The sequence below is a fragment of the Azospirillum halopraeferens DSM 3675 genome (genome assembly GCF_000429625.1).
Taxonomy (GTDB): Bacteria; Pseudomonadota; Alphaproteobacteria; order Azospirillales; family Azospirillaceae; genus Azospirillum; species Azospirillum halopraeferens.
In genome coordinates, this window is record NZ_KE386931.1 from 39,299 (window position 1) to 53,559 (window position 14,261).

General features: G+C 68.7%; 6 protein-coding genes and 1 pseudogene. 5 read left to right on the forward strand and 2 right to left on the reverse strand.

What is annotated here, in order from left to right; genetic code table 11:
- Positions 1 to 3 precede the first annotated feature (3 nt).
- Entirely contained in the window at positions 4 to 2,769 is a 2,766-nt protein-coding gene (locus G472_RS0130090) for a DEAD/DEAH box helicase (protein ID WP_029011364.1), read from the reverse strand.
- Between the two features lie 4 nt (positions 2,770 to 2,773).
- The gene (locus G472_RS0130095) at positions 2,774 to 7,948 is read right to left on the reverse strand and encodes a DEAD/DEAH box helicase (RefSeq protein ID WP_029011365.1); all 5,175 of its coding nucleotides are present in this window, start codon (positions 7,946 to 7,948) and stop codon (positions 2,774 to 2,776) included.
- Positions 7,949 to 8,743: 795 nt separating this feature from the next.
- Here G472_RS0130095 and G472_RS0130105 point away from each other — a divergent pair.
- From G472_RS0130105 to G472_RS39320, 5 genes and pseudogenes are all read left to right on the forward strand, one after another.
- Positions 8,744 to 10,087 (forward strand): hypothetical protein, encoded by a 1,344-nt coding sequence (locus tag G472_RS0130105; protein ID WP_029011366.1) that lies wholly within the window; start codon positions 8,744 to 8,746, stop codon positions 10,085 to 10,087.
- Between the two features lie 101 nt (positions 10,088 to 10,188).
- Positions 10,189 to 10,377: pseudogene (locus G472_RS40870) on the forward strand (transposase); the annotation flags it as partial.
- 140 nt (positions 10,378 to 10,517) lie between these two features.
- A complete protein-coding gene (locus tag G472_RS40875) occupies positions 10,518 to 10,682 on the forward strand; it encodes an IS1096 element passenger TnpR family protein (protein ID WP_084537002.1) in 165 nt (54 codons plus the stop codon).
- Positions 10,683 to 11,209: 527 nt separating this feature from the next.
- Positions 11,210 to 11,587, forward strand: a complete 378-nt coding sequence (gene mobC / locus G472_RS0130115; protein WP_156927316.1) for a plasmid mobilization relaxosome protein MobC — start codon at positions 11,210 to 11,212, stop codon at positions 11,585 to 11,587.
- Positions 11,580 to 14,213 carry a relaxase/mobilization nuclease domain-containing protein gene (locus G472_RS39320; protein ID WP_029011369.1) on the forward strand — a complete coding sequence of 878 codons (2,634 nt, stop codon included), beginning with the start codon at positions 11,580 to 11,582 and terminating at the stop codon, positions 14,211 to 14,213. Before mobC ends, G472_RS39320 begins: the two co-directional genes overlap by 8 nt.
- Positions 14,214 to 14,261 lie beyond the last annotated feature (48 nt).

The following is a 14,261-nucleotide window of genomic DNA, read 5'->3' on the forward strand; positions in this document are numbered from 1 at the left end:
GGATCAGGTCTCGCTGGGCATCAGCACGAACAGCCCGATGACGTCGGGCGGCAGGACGGCCTCCACGGCGACGCGGGAGGCGGAACCGGCGGCGGCGCGCAGCCGGGCGTGGTCGGCGGCAAGCTCCTCCGCCCGCCCCCGCACGAAGGCGGCGAGCGGCCCGTCGAGCAGGGCCGGCAGGTCCTCCTGCGCCCGCTTCACGAAGCGGTCGCGGGCGGCGGGCGCCAGGTCGCCGGCGGCCGGGACGTCGAGAAGGGCGCGGGCCTCTTCCCCCGACGCGACGACGGCGCCGTTGCCGAGGGCGACCAGCGCCGCCTCCTCGGCCAGCAGCAGCCGCTCGCGGCGGCCGTGGACGGTCAGCTTGTAGCGGATGCGCAGCAGGACCAGCCGCGTCATCCGCTCGACGGCCGGCGTCGGCCAGGCGCCCACGCGGCCGATGCCCAGGCCCGTCAGCGTGGCGGGGTCCAGGGAGGCTTCCACCAGGGCCTCGGCCAGCGTCGCCGTCAGCGGATGCGACCGGCTGATCAGGCTGACCCCGGACGGGGCGGGCTCCGCCATTGCCAGGCGCACGCTGCCCGCCATGCCGCGTTCGGCCAGCCGTTCCCGCAGGGCGGGGTCGAGGGCGTGGACGTGCGCCAGCAGGGCGGAGCGACGCTCCTCCAGCGGCACGCCGAACCGGGCCATGGCCCGTTCGATGAAGGTTCGCGCCGCCTGCGGGGAGCCCAGCAGGCCGGACACCTTCTCCCACTCCGGCGCCACCTCCTGCGGCTTCATGGCGTTCTGGGCGAAGCGCGTGCGGGAGCGCTTCTCCTTCTCCGACACGTCGCGCCAGCGCGTGTCGATCAGGCGGGTGCCGTCGTCCAGCCGCAGGTCGAGGGCCATCTGCCGCGTGTCACCCCGGCGCAGCATCATGGAGGCCATGAGGGCGTCGGTGACCGGCCCGCGCTCGTCGGGCAGCGGAACGGTGACGCCGGTGGCTTCGCGGATCTTCTTCGCCTTGCGCAGGATCACCTCCAGCACCGCCCCGTCGATGGCGCTGTCGGGGGAATACATCATGACGGAGCGGACCAGACGGGCCGGTTGCCCGAAACGGTCCACCCGGCCTTCCCGCTGCTGGTGCCGGGTCGGGTTCCAGGACAGGTCGTAGTGGACGACGGTGTCGAAAAGCTGCTGGAGGTTGATGCCTTCCGACAGGCAGTCGGTCGCGACCAGGATGCGCTGGCTGGGGTTCTCCTCGTCGTCCGGCGCCATGTCCACGACCCGGTCGCGCCGCTCGTCCGGGGTCAGCACGCCGGTGACGGCCTCGATCCGAAGCTTCGGGAACGCCTTGCGCAGGCCGTCGCGGACGTGTTCGGCCGTCGCGAGGTAGCGGCAGAACACCACCGGGTTCGCCCCCGATTTGACGAGGGGCTTCAGGATGCCGATCAGCGCGTCGAGCTTCGGGTCGGAATCGCCGACGAGCCGTTCCGCCTCGGCGATGAGGGCCTGAAGCGCCGGGTCGCCCTCCCAGACCGCGCCGGGCTCGAGGTCGACCGCGTCCTCGTCGTCCCCGTCCTCGTCGTAGATCTGCGGTTCGATGCGGTCGGGCTCGTTCGCCAGGCGGTTGCGCAGGGCGCTGAGCGCCGCCGCCGGGGACGACCCCACGCAGCGCATCAGGGCCAGCGTCCCCCAGAACGCCAGTCGCCGCTCCCGCTGCCCCGTTCCAGCCCGTGAGACCACGCCCAGGCAGTGGTCGAGCACCGCCTCCTGGAACCGCAGATGCGCCGGCGACAGGCGGAAGGCCGCCTCCTTCGGGTCGTGCTTCGGAAACGCCCGGTCCTCGCCCCAGTCGCCCGAGACGATGTCGATCCGGCGGCGCTGCACGAAATGGCGGGCGAGACGCTCGCGATATTTCGCGTCATCGAAGGTCAGCGACGCGAACTCCGGATCGATCAGGGACAAGAGCCGGGCGAAGGCCTCCTCGTCCCCTGAATGGGGGGTCGCGGTCAGCATGATCAACCGCCGCTCCGGGTCCTGTGCGAGGCCGGAGAGAAGCCCGAAGCGCTGCTGCCGGCCCTTGTGCGTGCCGACGCAGGCGTGGGCCTCGTCGACGATCACGAAGTCCGGGCAGGCGCGGGCGAACGTCTCCCGGCGCTTCTCGGCCTTGATGTAGTCGAGGCTGACCACGGTGTGGGGGTGGGCGTCGAACAGGGTCTGGGCGAGTGGCAGGCTCCTCTCCAGCCGTGCCGCCGTCCCCGACGTGACGGCGACGGCGTCGATCCCGAAGCGCACCTTGAGTTCGGTCGTCCATTGCTCGACCAGATGGGGCGGGCACAGGACGGAGAAGGCGTCCGCCTCGCCGCGGTCCATCAGCTCCCGCAGGATCAGCCCGGCCTCGATGGTCTTGCCGATGCCGACGTCGTCGGCGATCAGGAGGCGGGGAACCTGGAGGCGGAGCGCCATCAGCAGCGGGACGAGCTGATAGGTCCGCGGCTCGAACGCAAGCTGGGCCGCCGACCGGAACGGTCCCGCGCCGCGCCGCAGGGTCAGGCGCAGGGCGTCCGCGAGAAGGGCCGCCTTGGACTGCACCGTCGGGGCGGCGTCCTCCGGGAGGTCGAAGCGGGCGGGGCCGACCGGCGTCAATTCCAGCCGCGGGTCCAGCAGGACGGTGTCGCCCTCGCTGCCGGACAGGGGCCGCAGGGCAAGGAGGTCGGGGCGCGGTGCGGGAAGGGCCACCCATTCCCGGCCGCGCGCCCGCACGAGGTCGCCGGGGGCAAAGGACAGGGTCATCGGGTCATTCCTTCAGCAACTCGATCAAGTCTGCGGGAAGCCCCCCATCGGGGGAGGCCGGCAACCGGAAGAGGGACCATCCCTTGGCGTCGGCGTCCTCCTGCGCTGCCGCGGACAGGTCTCCGGTGGTCGCCGCCACGCGGTTGCGGCGCCAGGCGAAGGGAAGGGTCGTATCCGCCATCGTCACCCCTGTCGCATCGGGGGTGGGCAAGCCCGCCGGGGCGAAGTGGTCCTCCCATCCCCGTGCCGCCTCATCCCGGCGCGGCGTTGCCGCCAGGACCACCGAACCGCGGGCGAGGTCGATGAGGAGCGCCTTCACCTCATCGCTCGCCCGGTCGATCAGTTCGTGGTCGGGCTGGTTGAAATACGACAGCAGGCAGCGGTAGCAGCCGCGGACGCAGGCCTCGTCGTCGCGGTCGCGCAGGAGCTCCGGGTCGCCGGCGGCAATGGCCTCCTCGACGCCGTCGAAGTGCATGAGGTCGAGCGCCGTGCGGGCGACCTTGTTCAGCGCGCCGGGGTCCTCGACCAGACGGCTCAGGACACCCGCGCCGCCTTCCGTCGCCTCGTAGGCGAGGACCGCGCGGCGCTTGTCCCGCTGGGGCAGCGGCTCGCCGAGAACCTCGCCCTCCTCGAGCTGGAAGACCACCTCGATGCCGCGCATCAGGGCATGCTGCACCGTTGCGATCGTCCCGGGCCGGAAGGCATCGGGATCGTGGAAGCGCAACAGGAGGGCGTTCTTGCGATCCCGGACGATGGGCACGATGCGCACCGGTCGGACGGCGTCCGGCGGCAGGTCGACCTCGGCGTCCTCGTCCTCCATCTTGGCCCAGTAGCCGGTGCGAGGGTCGATGTGGAACCCCAGAACATTCTTGTCGCGGCGGCGTTTCAGGCCCTTGTTGATCCGGCTGATCTCCGCGCCGTTGGCGTACTGCAGGGTGAACAAGGGCGTATCCCCCGTGCGGAACTCCGCCTCGGTCACCTCGATGCGGCCGTGCTTCCTCGGCCAGGCGAAGACGGTCTGGATGTCGAAGCCCTGGCGGACCCGCTCTTCGTCGTTTGCGGTGATGCGTTCCGCCGGTGCCGCCTCGACATTGTCGATCCGCAGCGTCCGCTCGACCGGCTTCTCCTCGGTGATGGGCGCATTGCAGGCATGGCAGCGCTCGCACTCCTCCGTGTGCGCCGCCCCGCAATTCGGACAGATCGTGATCTTCTGGGTCGCAAGCTCCTGGCCGTCGGGCGTGCGGGTTTCCGGGGGCAGCTTGGCCTTCATCACCCGGTACGCACGACCCTCATGGTAGATGAGGCTGCGCGGGCCGAACTCGGAGATGGCGAGGAAGCGGGCACGCGACAGAAAGGCGCCCGAGCCACCTTCCCCGGGGATGAAGGCGTAGAGCGGCAGGCGCGGGAAATTGTACCCCGGCAGAAAGCCTTCCGTGGCCAGGTAGCGATAGGAATAGAAGTCGGACCCGTTGGTCGCCTTGCCCTGTTCGAGGATGCCGATCTGGTCCATGGCCTGGATCTGGGCCGCCTTGATCTTCCGGCGATCCGCGCCGGAAAGGCCCGCGACCTGCGAACGCTGGTTGGCCTCGATCAACTGGGAGCGAGCGGAGTTGTAGAGCTCGCGCCAGCGCTCGAACGCTCGGTCGAACTCGACCGGTGCCTGGGTGGCGACGTCCGTCACGTAATCGTCCGGGTTCCCCATCCAGACGGGACGGACCCCTCCGACGGACACGACGATCTGGCCGAGGACCCGTCGCATCGGCTCCCGCGCCTTGGCGACGAGTCCGGGTGCCCGGATCACCGCAAGAATTTCGTCCTTCAGCGGATAGCCGGGCTTCGAGAGGTCGAGGATCTCCGGAATGTCCGGAGACAGGGCGAGGCCGGCTTCGGCCAGCCAGATCGCTTGCAGGTGGGAGCTGACGAGGTCCTTGTTCGTGATGTCGAGGGCCGGCGGGCGCACCACCCCGGCGACCATGTCGTTGCGCCGTTCGAAGAAATACTGGTCGTGCGGGGACTGGGCGGCGCAATAGGTGACGATGACCGCCGCCTGGCCCGACCGGCCGGCGCGGCCCGCCCGCTGTGCGTAGTTTGCCGGGGTCGGCGGCACATTGCGCAGGTAGACCGCGTTCAGGGCCGAGATGTCGACCCCAAGCTCCATGGTCGGGGAGCAGAACAGTGCAGGAAGAAACTGGTCGGATTCGCCGTCCGCCTTGATTTCCGCGACGTGCTCCTTGATGTTCTCCCGATCGTCCTTTTCATAGCGGAATCGCCATTCCCGCCATTCCCGGTGCTTTTGCGAGACCTGGGCGGTGTGCTCCCGGCTTTCCAAGCCGAAGAACCTCGAGCCGCCCGTCGCAAGCTGCGCGGCGATCCCGGTGTAGAGGTCATGGAAGTACCGGTTTCCCGTCGGGGCGCCCTGGCGGATCGCCTCACCGGGGATGATGCGCACGGCGGACGGCGACAGCCGCCAGCCGCGCATCTCGGCGTCCGCCTCGACTAGCGTGACGAGGCCCTCTTCGGCCAGGCATTCGAGAAGATTTGCCATGACGTCGAGGTAGTCGTCCCGACCCAGCTTGGTGCCCAGGACGCTCCTGCGGTTGATGAGGCGGGCGATGCGCGAACTCACCCCGCCGCGCAAGATGGTCTGCTCTTCTCGGAGCCCGACGGCATCCTTTCCCGGCGCCTGCAAAAACAGCGTCGTCCGGCCGCGAGGCGTCTCCTTGATGTCGATGGCCCAGGGGGCGCGCAGAAGCGAACGGGATTTCTGCGCGACCGTGTCGAGAACCGGCAGCTCGAGCGCCTCCGTGCCGACGGCCAAGCCTTCGAGCATCGCCCCGAGCAAAAGGCGCAGGACATTCCGCCGGCCGTCGGCGTCCATGGCACCCAACTGCGGCAGGGCGGCCATAAGCCGTTCCCGCTTCCCGGCGACCTCGTCGAGGCCGATGAAATCGACCTCGATCAGCTTCAGGACGGAGAGGCTGGGGTTGGTGAACCGCCAGCCGCGACGCAGATCGGTCCAGACCCGGTGCGCGAGAACCTTGGCCAGCGCCCGTTCGGCATCGCTACGGATCACCGCGCCGGCCTCGGGCTCGAGCATCCAATGGATGCGGGCCGGCAGGTTCGCGGCGGTGAAGCCGAGGGCACGCCCGACGCGCAGCCCGAACTCATCCTCGCTCAGGCCGTCGTTGCCGGCGTCGAGAACGGCCCGCAGGATTCCGCCGCGCAGCAGGCTGACGAACAGGAAATCGTTGAAATGCCCGGCCTGCAGCGCGGCGTCCTGCCGATTGTCGGTGAATCCGAGGAGCTTGCGCTTGTCCTCGGGGACGCCGTTGCCGGGATTGTTCAGCCATTCCAGTGCGCTCGACACGAGAAGCGTGGTGGCCGAACTCCGACCCTCGGCGGAAAGGCCGGCCAGTTTGCTGCGTTCCCGCGTGGCGCCGTGTGGCTCATCGAGGCAGCAGGCACAGAATCCGAACTTGCCCGGAATGAACCAGAAATGGCGGCCGTCGGGGTCGGATCGTCCGTCGGCGGCTACCGTCACCGTGAGCGGAACGCGCTTGGCCCGGTTCTTCCGCAGCTTGGGAAGGCCGTTGCGCTCCTCGATCCAACCTTCGGGGTAGCTTTCGAGGCTGCCGTCGAAACGGTATTCGGGATCGCCATCCGCCATGGGCGTCAGGTACCCGGCCACGTCGATCTGGTCCTCGGCGTCGATCGGCGTGTCGTCGATGTCACGGGGCAGAAAGACGGTTCCGCCATCCTGCTCGGTCTTCGTGACCACGTGATACTCATGTCCGCATTGCCGACAGAACCGGGTCGGGTAGAGGCGTACGCCGGGGTCGGACGGGTCCTCGAGCTGCCCCTCGAGAAGGACCGTCCGCGGCTGGGCCTTCAAGGTGGTGTAGATCTCCCCCGCGCCGGAGATGAAGCGATGGAGCTTGAAGGCCAGGAAGGCGTGCGGGGCACTGCCGCCGCGATCCTTCTCCGGCAGGCTGACGCGGGTGAGGAAGGCTTGAAGCGCGGTCCGGCAGGGATCGGGTTCCAGACCACTCGCCTGCGCAAGCTTTTCCACGGCCTCGCCGAACGGTACCGGCCTCCGGCGCCTCAGGACCAGGCCATCCTCCAGGCCGAGCGCCAGTTCGGACCAGACCGCAAGGGGATGACGGGGCAGGTCGGCATCGGGCAGATGAGGCGGGATGCCCGCCGTGATCGTGCCGGCCAAGGCCGGCATGACGTCCTGAAGCGCCAATTGGTCGTCGGTCGCCCGCCGCAGGGACTCATCGATGACCGCGTCGGGGCCGACCGGCGTGCCGAACAGACGCGACGCCACTTCGGACACGGTCAGCGCCCGGCTCTCGTCGCTGCCCTCGCTCGCCATGGTCGCGGAGGTGCCGATGCAGATCGGATCTTTGTCGGCTGCGCAGCGATCCCGAAGCCGACGGACCAGGATGGCAACGTCGGCCCCCTGGCGCCCCCGATAGGTGTGGAGCTCGTCGAGCACGATGAACTCCAGCCCCTTGGCGTTCTCCATGACCTGGGAGTCGACCGCGTCCTGCCGGGTGAGCAGAAGCTCCGCCATCATGAAGTTGGTGAGCAGGATGTCTGGTGGATTGGCGGCGATCCGCTGGCGTTCCTCCTGGGACTCCTGCCCTGTATAGCGTTTCACCGAGGGTCTGAGGTTTTGTGGCAGGCCCGACTGGTTGATGAATTTGTCGATTTCCTTGATCTGGCTGTTGGCCAGGGCGTTCATCGGGTAGACGATGATCGCTCGGGTCCGCGGAGATTGCCCGGCCTTGCGCGCCCGGATGATGGCGTCGACGATGGGCACGAAGAAGCAGAGCGACTTGCCCGACCCCGTTCCCGTCGTTACCACGAAGCTCTGGCCGGCCCGGGCCTTTGCGATGGCCTGCCCCTGGTGTGCATGAAACCGCACCGGCGTCGAATCGATGCGGAAGACGTGGGCCGTCTCCGCCGCGAGGACCCCGGAGCTGACCAGTTCATCGGTGGTGGGACCGGCTTCATAGCGCGGATTCAGCGACAGGAGTGCGTCGGGCCAGAACCGGCCTTCCGTGTACTGCCTGCGGATGGCGTCATCCAGATCCGGTGATCGAGGGGTGCTGAAAGAACGTGAAAACCGAGCATAGTTTTCGAGAATGTGCCGGTCAAATTCGAAAGCTCTCATCTAAAACCCCCTGCGCACTCACCAGATGCCGTTCGCCATTCACTTTCAATTTTCCCAGCCGACAGAAGGCCGTTGCCGTCAAGGTATTTTGACAACTCTATCTTCAACATCTGGGTGTTGTTCTTCTATTCAAATTTCCTCTAGGGGCGGCCGACGGCAATGCAGGGGCGTTCCTCTGACTTGGTCACTGCTGAACCTCCGGCTTCCGGGGCATGCCCAGCGGCGAGCAAGCCGAAATTGCGTAGCGAGGTGAGGCTAGTTGCTCTGAAGTTCGAGTGCAAGCTGGATGGTTATCCAATCCAGGGATGTGGTTGTGTGAAGTTGGAATAACCTCCCCGAGAGTAGTTTGCGAATCGTGCTTCTCGTTTTCCCGGGAAATGGACGCTGGAAGCCGCCGATGTGATCGGCGCGGGTTCAAAACAGATCCACCGAGGCGGCGCGGGAAGACCGACACCCCACTCCGTGCTGGCTTTCATTGCTCATCAGGCCCGGGTCTGAAGCCCGCCTTGCGCTTGTCCTCGAGGCGTCGGCTGTCGCCCCGGATCTGGACACTGACAGCATGATCGAACAGGCAATCGAGCACAGTGGCGAGGAGCGCCGGGTCATGGTGAAGGCCTGATCCCACCGGTGGGATTGGAGATCACCACAAGGAAGCAGGTGCTTCTGGAACCGGTTGCTTCCAAAGGCGGCGGTTCCGGAAGCAAGCGGTTCCCGGCGCCGCCTCCGCGGTGCCAACAGCGCGAACCCATGTCCCTCCAGCGTGCAATCGGTACGCGCGTGGACAGGAGAAGGACGATGATCGGGCCCAGCGACAATTGCGGTGCCGCCTCGGTGGCCGGAGCCGCGGCCGACAGCACGGGATTGCCCGATGTGGACATCGAACTGCGGGCCCGGGTGTGGGCGATCCTTGATGACGCGTGGAAGCGCGGAGAGGTGCCGCCTTCGGCCCGGGCGATCCGCGCCATGGTCAACCGCAACAACAGTCAGGTGCTGCGTGCGGTCAGCGCGTGGTACGAGGAACGCCGGGCCCAGCATCAGGCGACCACCGAGATGAGCGCTCCGGTGGCTGCGAAGCCGACGGTGCCGGGCGCCGAACCGGAGGCGGATGCGGTGGCCGGCATCCCGCCGGCGGTTGCCGCAGTGCTGGACGCCGCCGCCGAGGGGCTGGCGGGCGTCGCGCAAGTGCTGGTGCAGGTGAAGCTCGCCATGCGGCAGGCATTGGTCGAGGTGGACGAGCGTGCAGAGCGGCGGTTGGGTGAGACGTTGGCCGCGGCCAATGCCGCTGGCGAGGCAACACGGGCTGCCGAGCGCGAGCGGTTCGGCATGGAGAGGGCGCTGCTGCAGGGCGTCTTGGACGCACGCGTAGCGGAATCGGCGCGCATTGTTGAGGAGGCCGCCGGGATGATCGAGGAGTGCGAGGTACGAGAGGCGAGTGCACTGACTCGCATTTTCGCCCTGGAAGAGCGGGTCCGCGCCGCGGAGGCCGAGGCGGCGGCGCATGAGGCCTGCATCGACGGGCTTCGCAAGGAGTTGACCGACACCCGGAGCGAACGCGACGCGGCTCGCGGGCAGGCTGCCACGCTGGCCGAACAGCTCGCGTCGAGAAGCGAGGTGTTCACGGCGGCTGAGGCACGATTCGAACGGGACGAGGCGGAGTGTCGGCACGAGATCGACCGCTTGCGCGCTGAGGTCGAGCAGTGGCGCGGGGATCTGGCCGACGCGCATCGGCAGATCATCACTTTGGTGGCGGAGGCCAATGCCGCCGGGGCGCTGGGCGCCTTCATCGAGCGCCTCCTCGTCACCATGCCCATCTCTGTCGGGAACGTGGCGGCCGCCACGGGTTTGCGCGTGAACACGACCGGGACTTCCGCCGACACGGCGGAATTGGACGCTTCAGATGGCACCGGTGGTTTGGCAACCGGCCGTTCGACCGAGGTCGGGCTGGGCGGTAAGGACGGGGCGGCGGCACCGGCCTGCCTGGAGGCTGGTCCGGTGCGGCGGTCTCGTCGGCCAGCCGATGTGATGCAGGAGCAAACGGGCTTGTCGTCAGGGACGGATCGTGGCGGCACGGACTTGCGAGCCGACGGCACCTCGGGCGCCGCGAGCATTGATGGTCGGACGAACGCTGCCAATGGGTAAGCGCCGTCTGGAGGCTGCCTTGCGGGAAGGATGGGCGGCGTGATGAAAGCTGGAGGTCGGCGCCGCTCCCGGGCCGCCTTCATCGTGGCAAGCAGCGTGGTTTGCACCGTGGCGCTCCAGCGCATCGACGTCATCATCGGCGTCCGGGGCGGCGCACCTACGCGGCCGAGGAGACGATCCGCCTGGTCGGCGAAGCCCGGGGCGGGCACGGCGCGGTGACCGCGGTGGCGCGTCGCCATGGCGTGTGCACCAGCCTGATCGACCGCTGGCGCCGGCAGATCAAGAACGGCGAACTGTCCGCCGAGAGGCCGGCGTTCATGCCGGTGCACGTGCTCGATGCGCCGCCATCGACCGGCGTCGTCATGCCCGTCCCGGCTCCGGCTGAGGTGGTTTCTTCAGACGGCAATCAGCTTGCCACCGAACCAGGAGGGTGGAAGGGCCGTCCACCACATCACCTCAGTGTCCGCCCGAAGACATCGGCGGCCCCTGGGGCTACGAACCACACTTCAAGGCAATCGCCGATCCCGGACATGAGCGCCATGCCGAGATGATCGAATGCGCGCACCCGGCTTCGATCCGGCCACCGTGGGCGTAGCCGCCGTCTGCAAGGAATTCGCTCGCCTCGCCAAGCGCCTCGCCCGCCGGAAACCCAAAACGAAGCCCTGACCGCATCCACCAGCCGACGCTTACGATGCACGGGGCCCGCCGGTGTTCGTCATCGCGGCCGCAGCGCGATCCTTATAGCGGGTTATGCAATCAAAGCGCGACCGTGGCGCCCCCGTGACTCCCCCGTGACCCTGCCGGCGCATAGACGTGGCGCGTGCTATGGCGCTCGGCGGTGGGCCTCCATGAAATGAAACCTATTCAGAACCAAGCGGAACTCTTGCGCGGCGTCGTGTGTCCACGTAGAAAAAATGGAAACGCAAAAAATCTGCCTCTCCTGTTGCGTGGAGTGCGTCGCTGATCCATGTCAACGTCGGGAGAGCGATTTTGAGGGTGAGCAAGCCGTGCAAATTAACCGCGCCCATAGGGCGCTGGTTATTTGCAGCTTGGCAGGGAGAGAGATCTCTCCGCTGCACCCTCTCCCGGTTGTGTCACGTCTCGGATCAGGTGGAGGTGGTCATGTCGGATCAGAGTGGGACCGAGGAGCGGCAGATGCGGCGGACCGTGGGATTCCGCGCCCTGGACGACGATGTGGCGGCGATCGAGGAGGTCTGCGACGAGGGCGAGAGCCCCGGCCAGTTGGCCCGCCGATTGGTGATGGCGTATGTCGCCCGGCACCTGACGCTGCGCCGTCGTCGCCGCCACCGCCGTCGCCGGCCGGAAGGTGGGGTGCTGGCAGCAATCCTCGGGGATCTCGGCAAGATCGGTTCGAACATCAACCAGATCGCCCGCGTGGCTAACGCGAGCGGTGCGATGGATCCCGCCGAGGTCCGGGCGGCGCTTGGCCCGCTGGACGACATGCGGGCCAGGGTCGCGGAGGCGCTGCGCGATGCCTGAGCGGCCGTCGATCATCATCAAGAGCAGCGCCAGGGGTGGGGCGGTCGCGCTGGCCGCCCACCTGGAGGCGGCTGAAAACGAGTGTGTGCGCATCGTGGTCGCCGGTGGGCTGATGGGCGAGACCGTGCCCACGATGCTGCTCGACATGGCCGACATGGCCCTGGGCGGCCGGTCACACCGGCCGCTGGACCACGCGAGCATCAGCCCCGCACCCGGTATCGAGTTGACCGACGACCAGGTGAGGATGGCCTTCACCGTCTACGATCGGCGTCACGGGCTGCCCGATGGCCCTTACGTCATCATCGAGCACATCAAGCATGGCCGCCGTCACTACCACCAGGTCAGGCTCCGCATCGATCTCGCGACCATGACCGCGGCGCCCGACGGTTGGCGGTATGTAAAAAACGAGCAGGCGGCACGCAGCATCGAGGCGACGTTGGGCCTGACGCTAGGGACCGGGCGCTTCACGGGCCGCCTACGGGCGGACGGCGTCGTCATCGACGCACGGCCAGTCAGCCGGCTGAGCCACGACGAGCACCAGCAGGCCAAGCGCCTCGGCGTCGATCAGGGCGCCGTGGACGCCCTGATCCAGTCGACATGGGCCCGCTCCGACAATGGCCGGTCCTTCGCCGTGGCGCTGGCGGTGCAGGGCTATGTCCTGGCGCGCGGCGATCGCCGCGACATCGTCATCGTCGACCCCCGGGGCGGGGTCCATTCCCCGCGGCGGCGCCTCGTCGACGACGACGGGCGACGCTTGCGGGCGGCGGCGGTGGCGGCCCGCCTGGGCGACCTGGACCCTGCCACGCTGCCGTCGGTCGCGGAGGTCCGGGTGGGGCAGTGTGACATCAAGCGATCCGCGGCGCGGAGCGACAAAGGGGCGGCACGCGACGAGGTCGACGCCGAGTTGTGTCTGTTGCGCCGGCTGGGGATCGACATTGCCGCTCGGCGCGACGCGCTGGACGCGCTGCATGCCCGCCTGGAGGACCGACGTCGCGTCGCGGACGAGGTGCGGCAGCTTCGGACGATCGCCAACAACCGGGAATTCCACTCTCGGCGGGCGCCCCCCCTTCGGGCCCGCCGGGATGCCGCCATCTGGCGCGCGACCTCGGAGCAGCCCTATGACGATGACGGGCCGTCCTTTGATCCGGCCCTTGACGACTCCGCGGCCCCACGAGGGTGGCCGTGGACAGGCGATGCCGCCGTTGCCGGACGTCGGCGCCGGATGCCGGACCAGCCCACGCCGCCGCCGGTCGCGTTCGACGCGCCGCTGCCGTCGGCATTGCTCCGCCGTCTCGCCGAGCATTACGGCCGGCCGATCGACCCGCGGATCGGGCCGTACCTGCGGGCCGTGGACCGGCCGCGGCCGGATGAGGCCGATCGGCCCCTGCGCGTCCGACTGACAACGGGTGAAACGCTGACCGACCATGGCGACCTGATCGTCGTGGGGACGGCGGGCACCGTGTCGGCTAATGCGGTGACCGTTTTCGTCGCGCTCGTCCGGGCGGCCGCATGGCCGGGCGTCGAGCTGTCCGGTCCGCCGGACTGGATCGCCGCCGCGTCCGCGGCGCTGGAGGAGGCCGGCATTCCCTGGAGCGTCGATGCCGCATCTCGGTCGGCGGACCATGCGGCCGACGACTGGACCGACGGATTGCGCGACCCGGCTTTGGAACCATCCCCTACTCTCGGACCCGTTGACGAGGGGTGTCGCGACACCCCCGTCATCGTCGCGCCGGACGACGGCGTTGGGGACGGCCCGGCTCCGACCGTGTCCACGACGGCTGTGCCGGGTCCGGAGCCAGATGACGGCCCGTCTCCCGGGCGGACCACGCCGGGCAACCGTGCGCCGGGCGATGCGTCCGATCCCATCCAGGATTTGTGCGACAGCTTGCTGGGCCCGGGGCACCTCCGAGGCGTCATCGATCCGGCACTCGAGCTGCTGCGTCACATGCCCGCGGCGCCCGAACCGCAATCCCATATCGACCTCGTCGCCCGGCTCGAGAGGAGCCGGGTGACAGCAACGCTGCTAACGATGGAGATCGCTGATGGACCCGTCGCAGACCACCGACACCCTGATCCGGATCGACGGGCGAACCGAGGCGCTGATGGCGCTGCTCAAGCCGACGTCGGGCACGAGCGTCGCCGACCAGATCCTGGAGCATCTGCGGATTCAGGCCGAGGCGATCGTGCGCCTGTCCATGGCGGTGGAGCGGCTGGCCTCCCTGGTCGCGCAGACGCAGCGGCCGGATCGGACCTGACGGCGGACAGGGCGGCGCAAGAGCCGCCAACCCCGGCACTGTCGGGAGTCGATCCGCCACGCGAGGTGCGCGTTTATGTCGAGCGGCTGACCGCGTGGCTGCGCGACGACAACGCGCGGACCGAGACCTCGGCGCGCCTCGGCCTCACGCGGGCGCGGACGGAGTTCGCGCGGCGCGCCAACGGCGGGCATGCCGTGGCACCGGAGCTGCTGCGCCAGACGATCGCCCGGATCGCGCCGCATCTGGTCGCGGCGCATGATCGGATGCTCGAGGTGGAGCGGGCCGTCTACTCCCGGTCCGCCTCGGCGCCGATCGCACAGGAGGCCGGGGACGTGCCGTCGCACCGCAGGGAGGGTGCCGCCCGGGAGTAGCCGTCGCGACCGAGCCCTTTTCACCCGAGGGTTGAACATGGGGATGGT

Coding starts and splice junctions, on each gene's coding strand:
- G472_RS39320 (WP_029011369.1), top strand. CDS start 11,580: ATGCCTGAGCGGCCGTCGATCATCATCAAGAGCAGCGCCAGGGGTGGG.
- mobC (WP_156927316.1), top strand. CDS start 11,210: ATGTCGGATCAGAGTGGGACCGAGGAGCGGCAGATGCGGCGGACCGTG.
- G472_RS0130095 (WP_029011365.1), bottom strand. CDS start 7,948: ATGAGAGCTTTCGAATTTGACCGGCACATTCTCGAAAACTATGCTCGG.
- G472_RS0130105 (WP_029011366.1), top strand. CDS start 8,744: ATGATCGGGCCCAGCGACAATTGCGGTGCCGCCTCGGTGGCCGGAGCC.
- G472_RS0130090 (WP_029011364.1), bottom strand. CDS start 2,769: ATGACCCTGTCCTTTGCCCCCGGCGACCTCGTGCGGGCGCGCGGCCGG.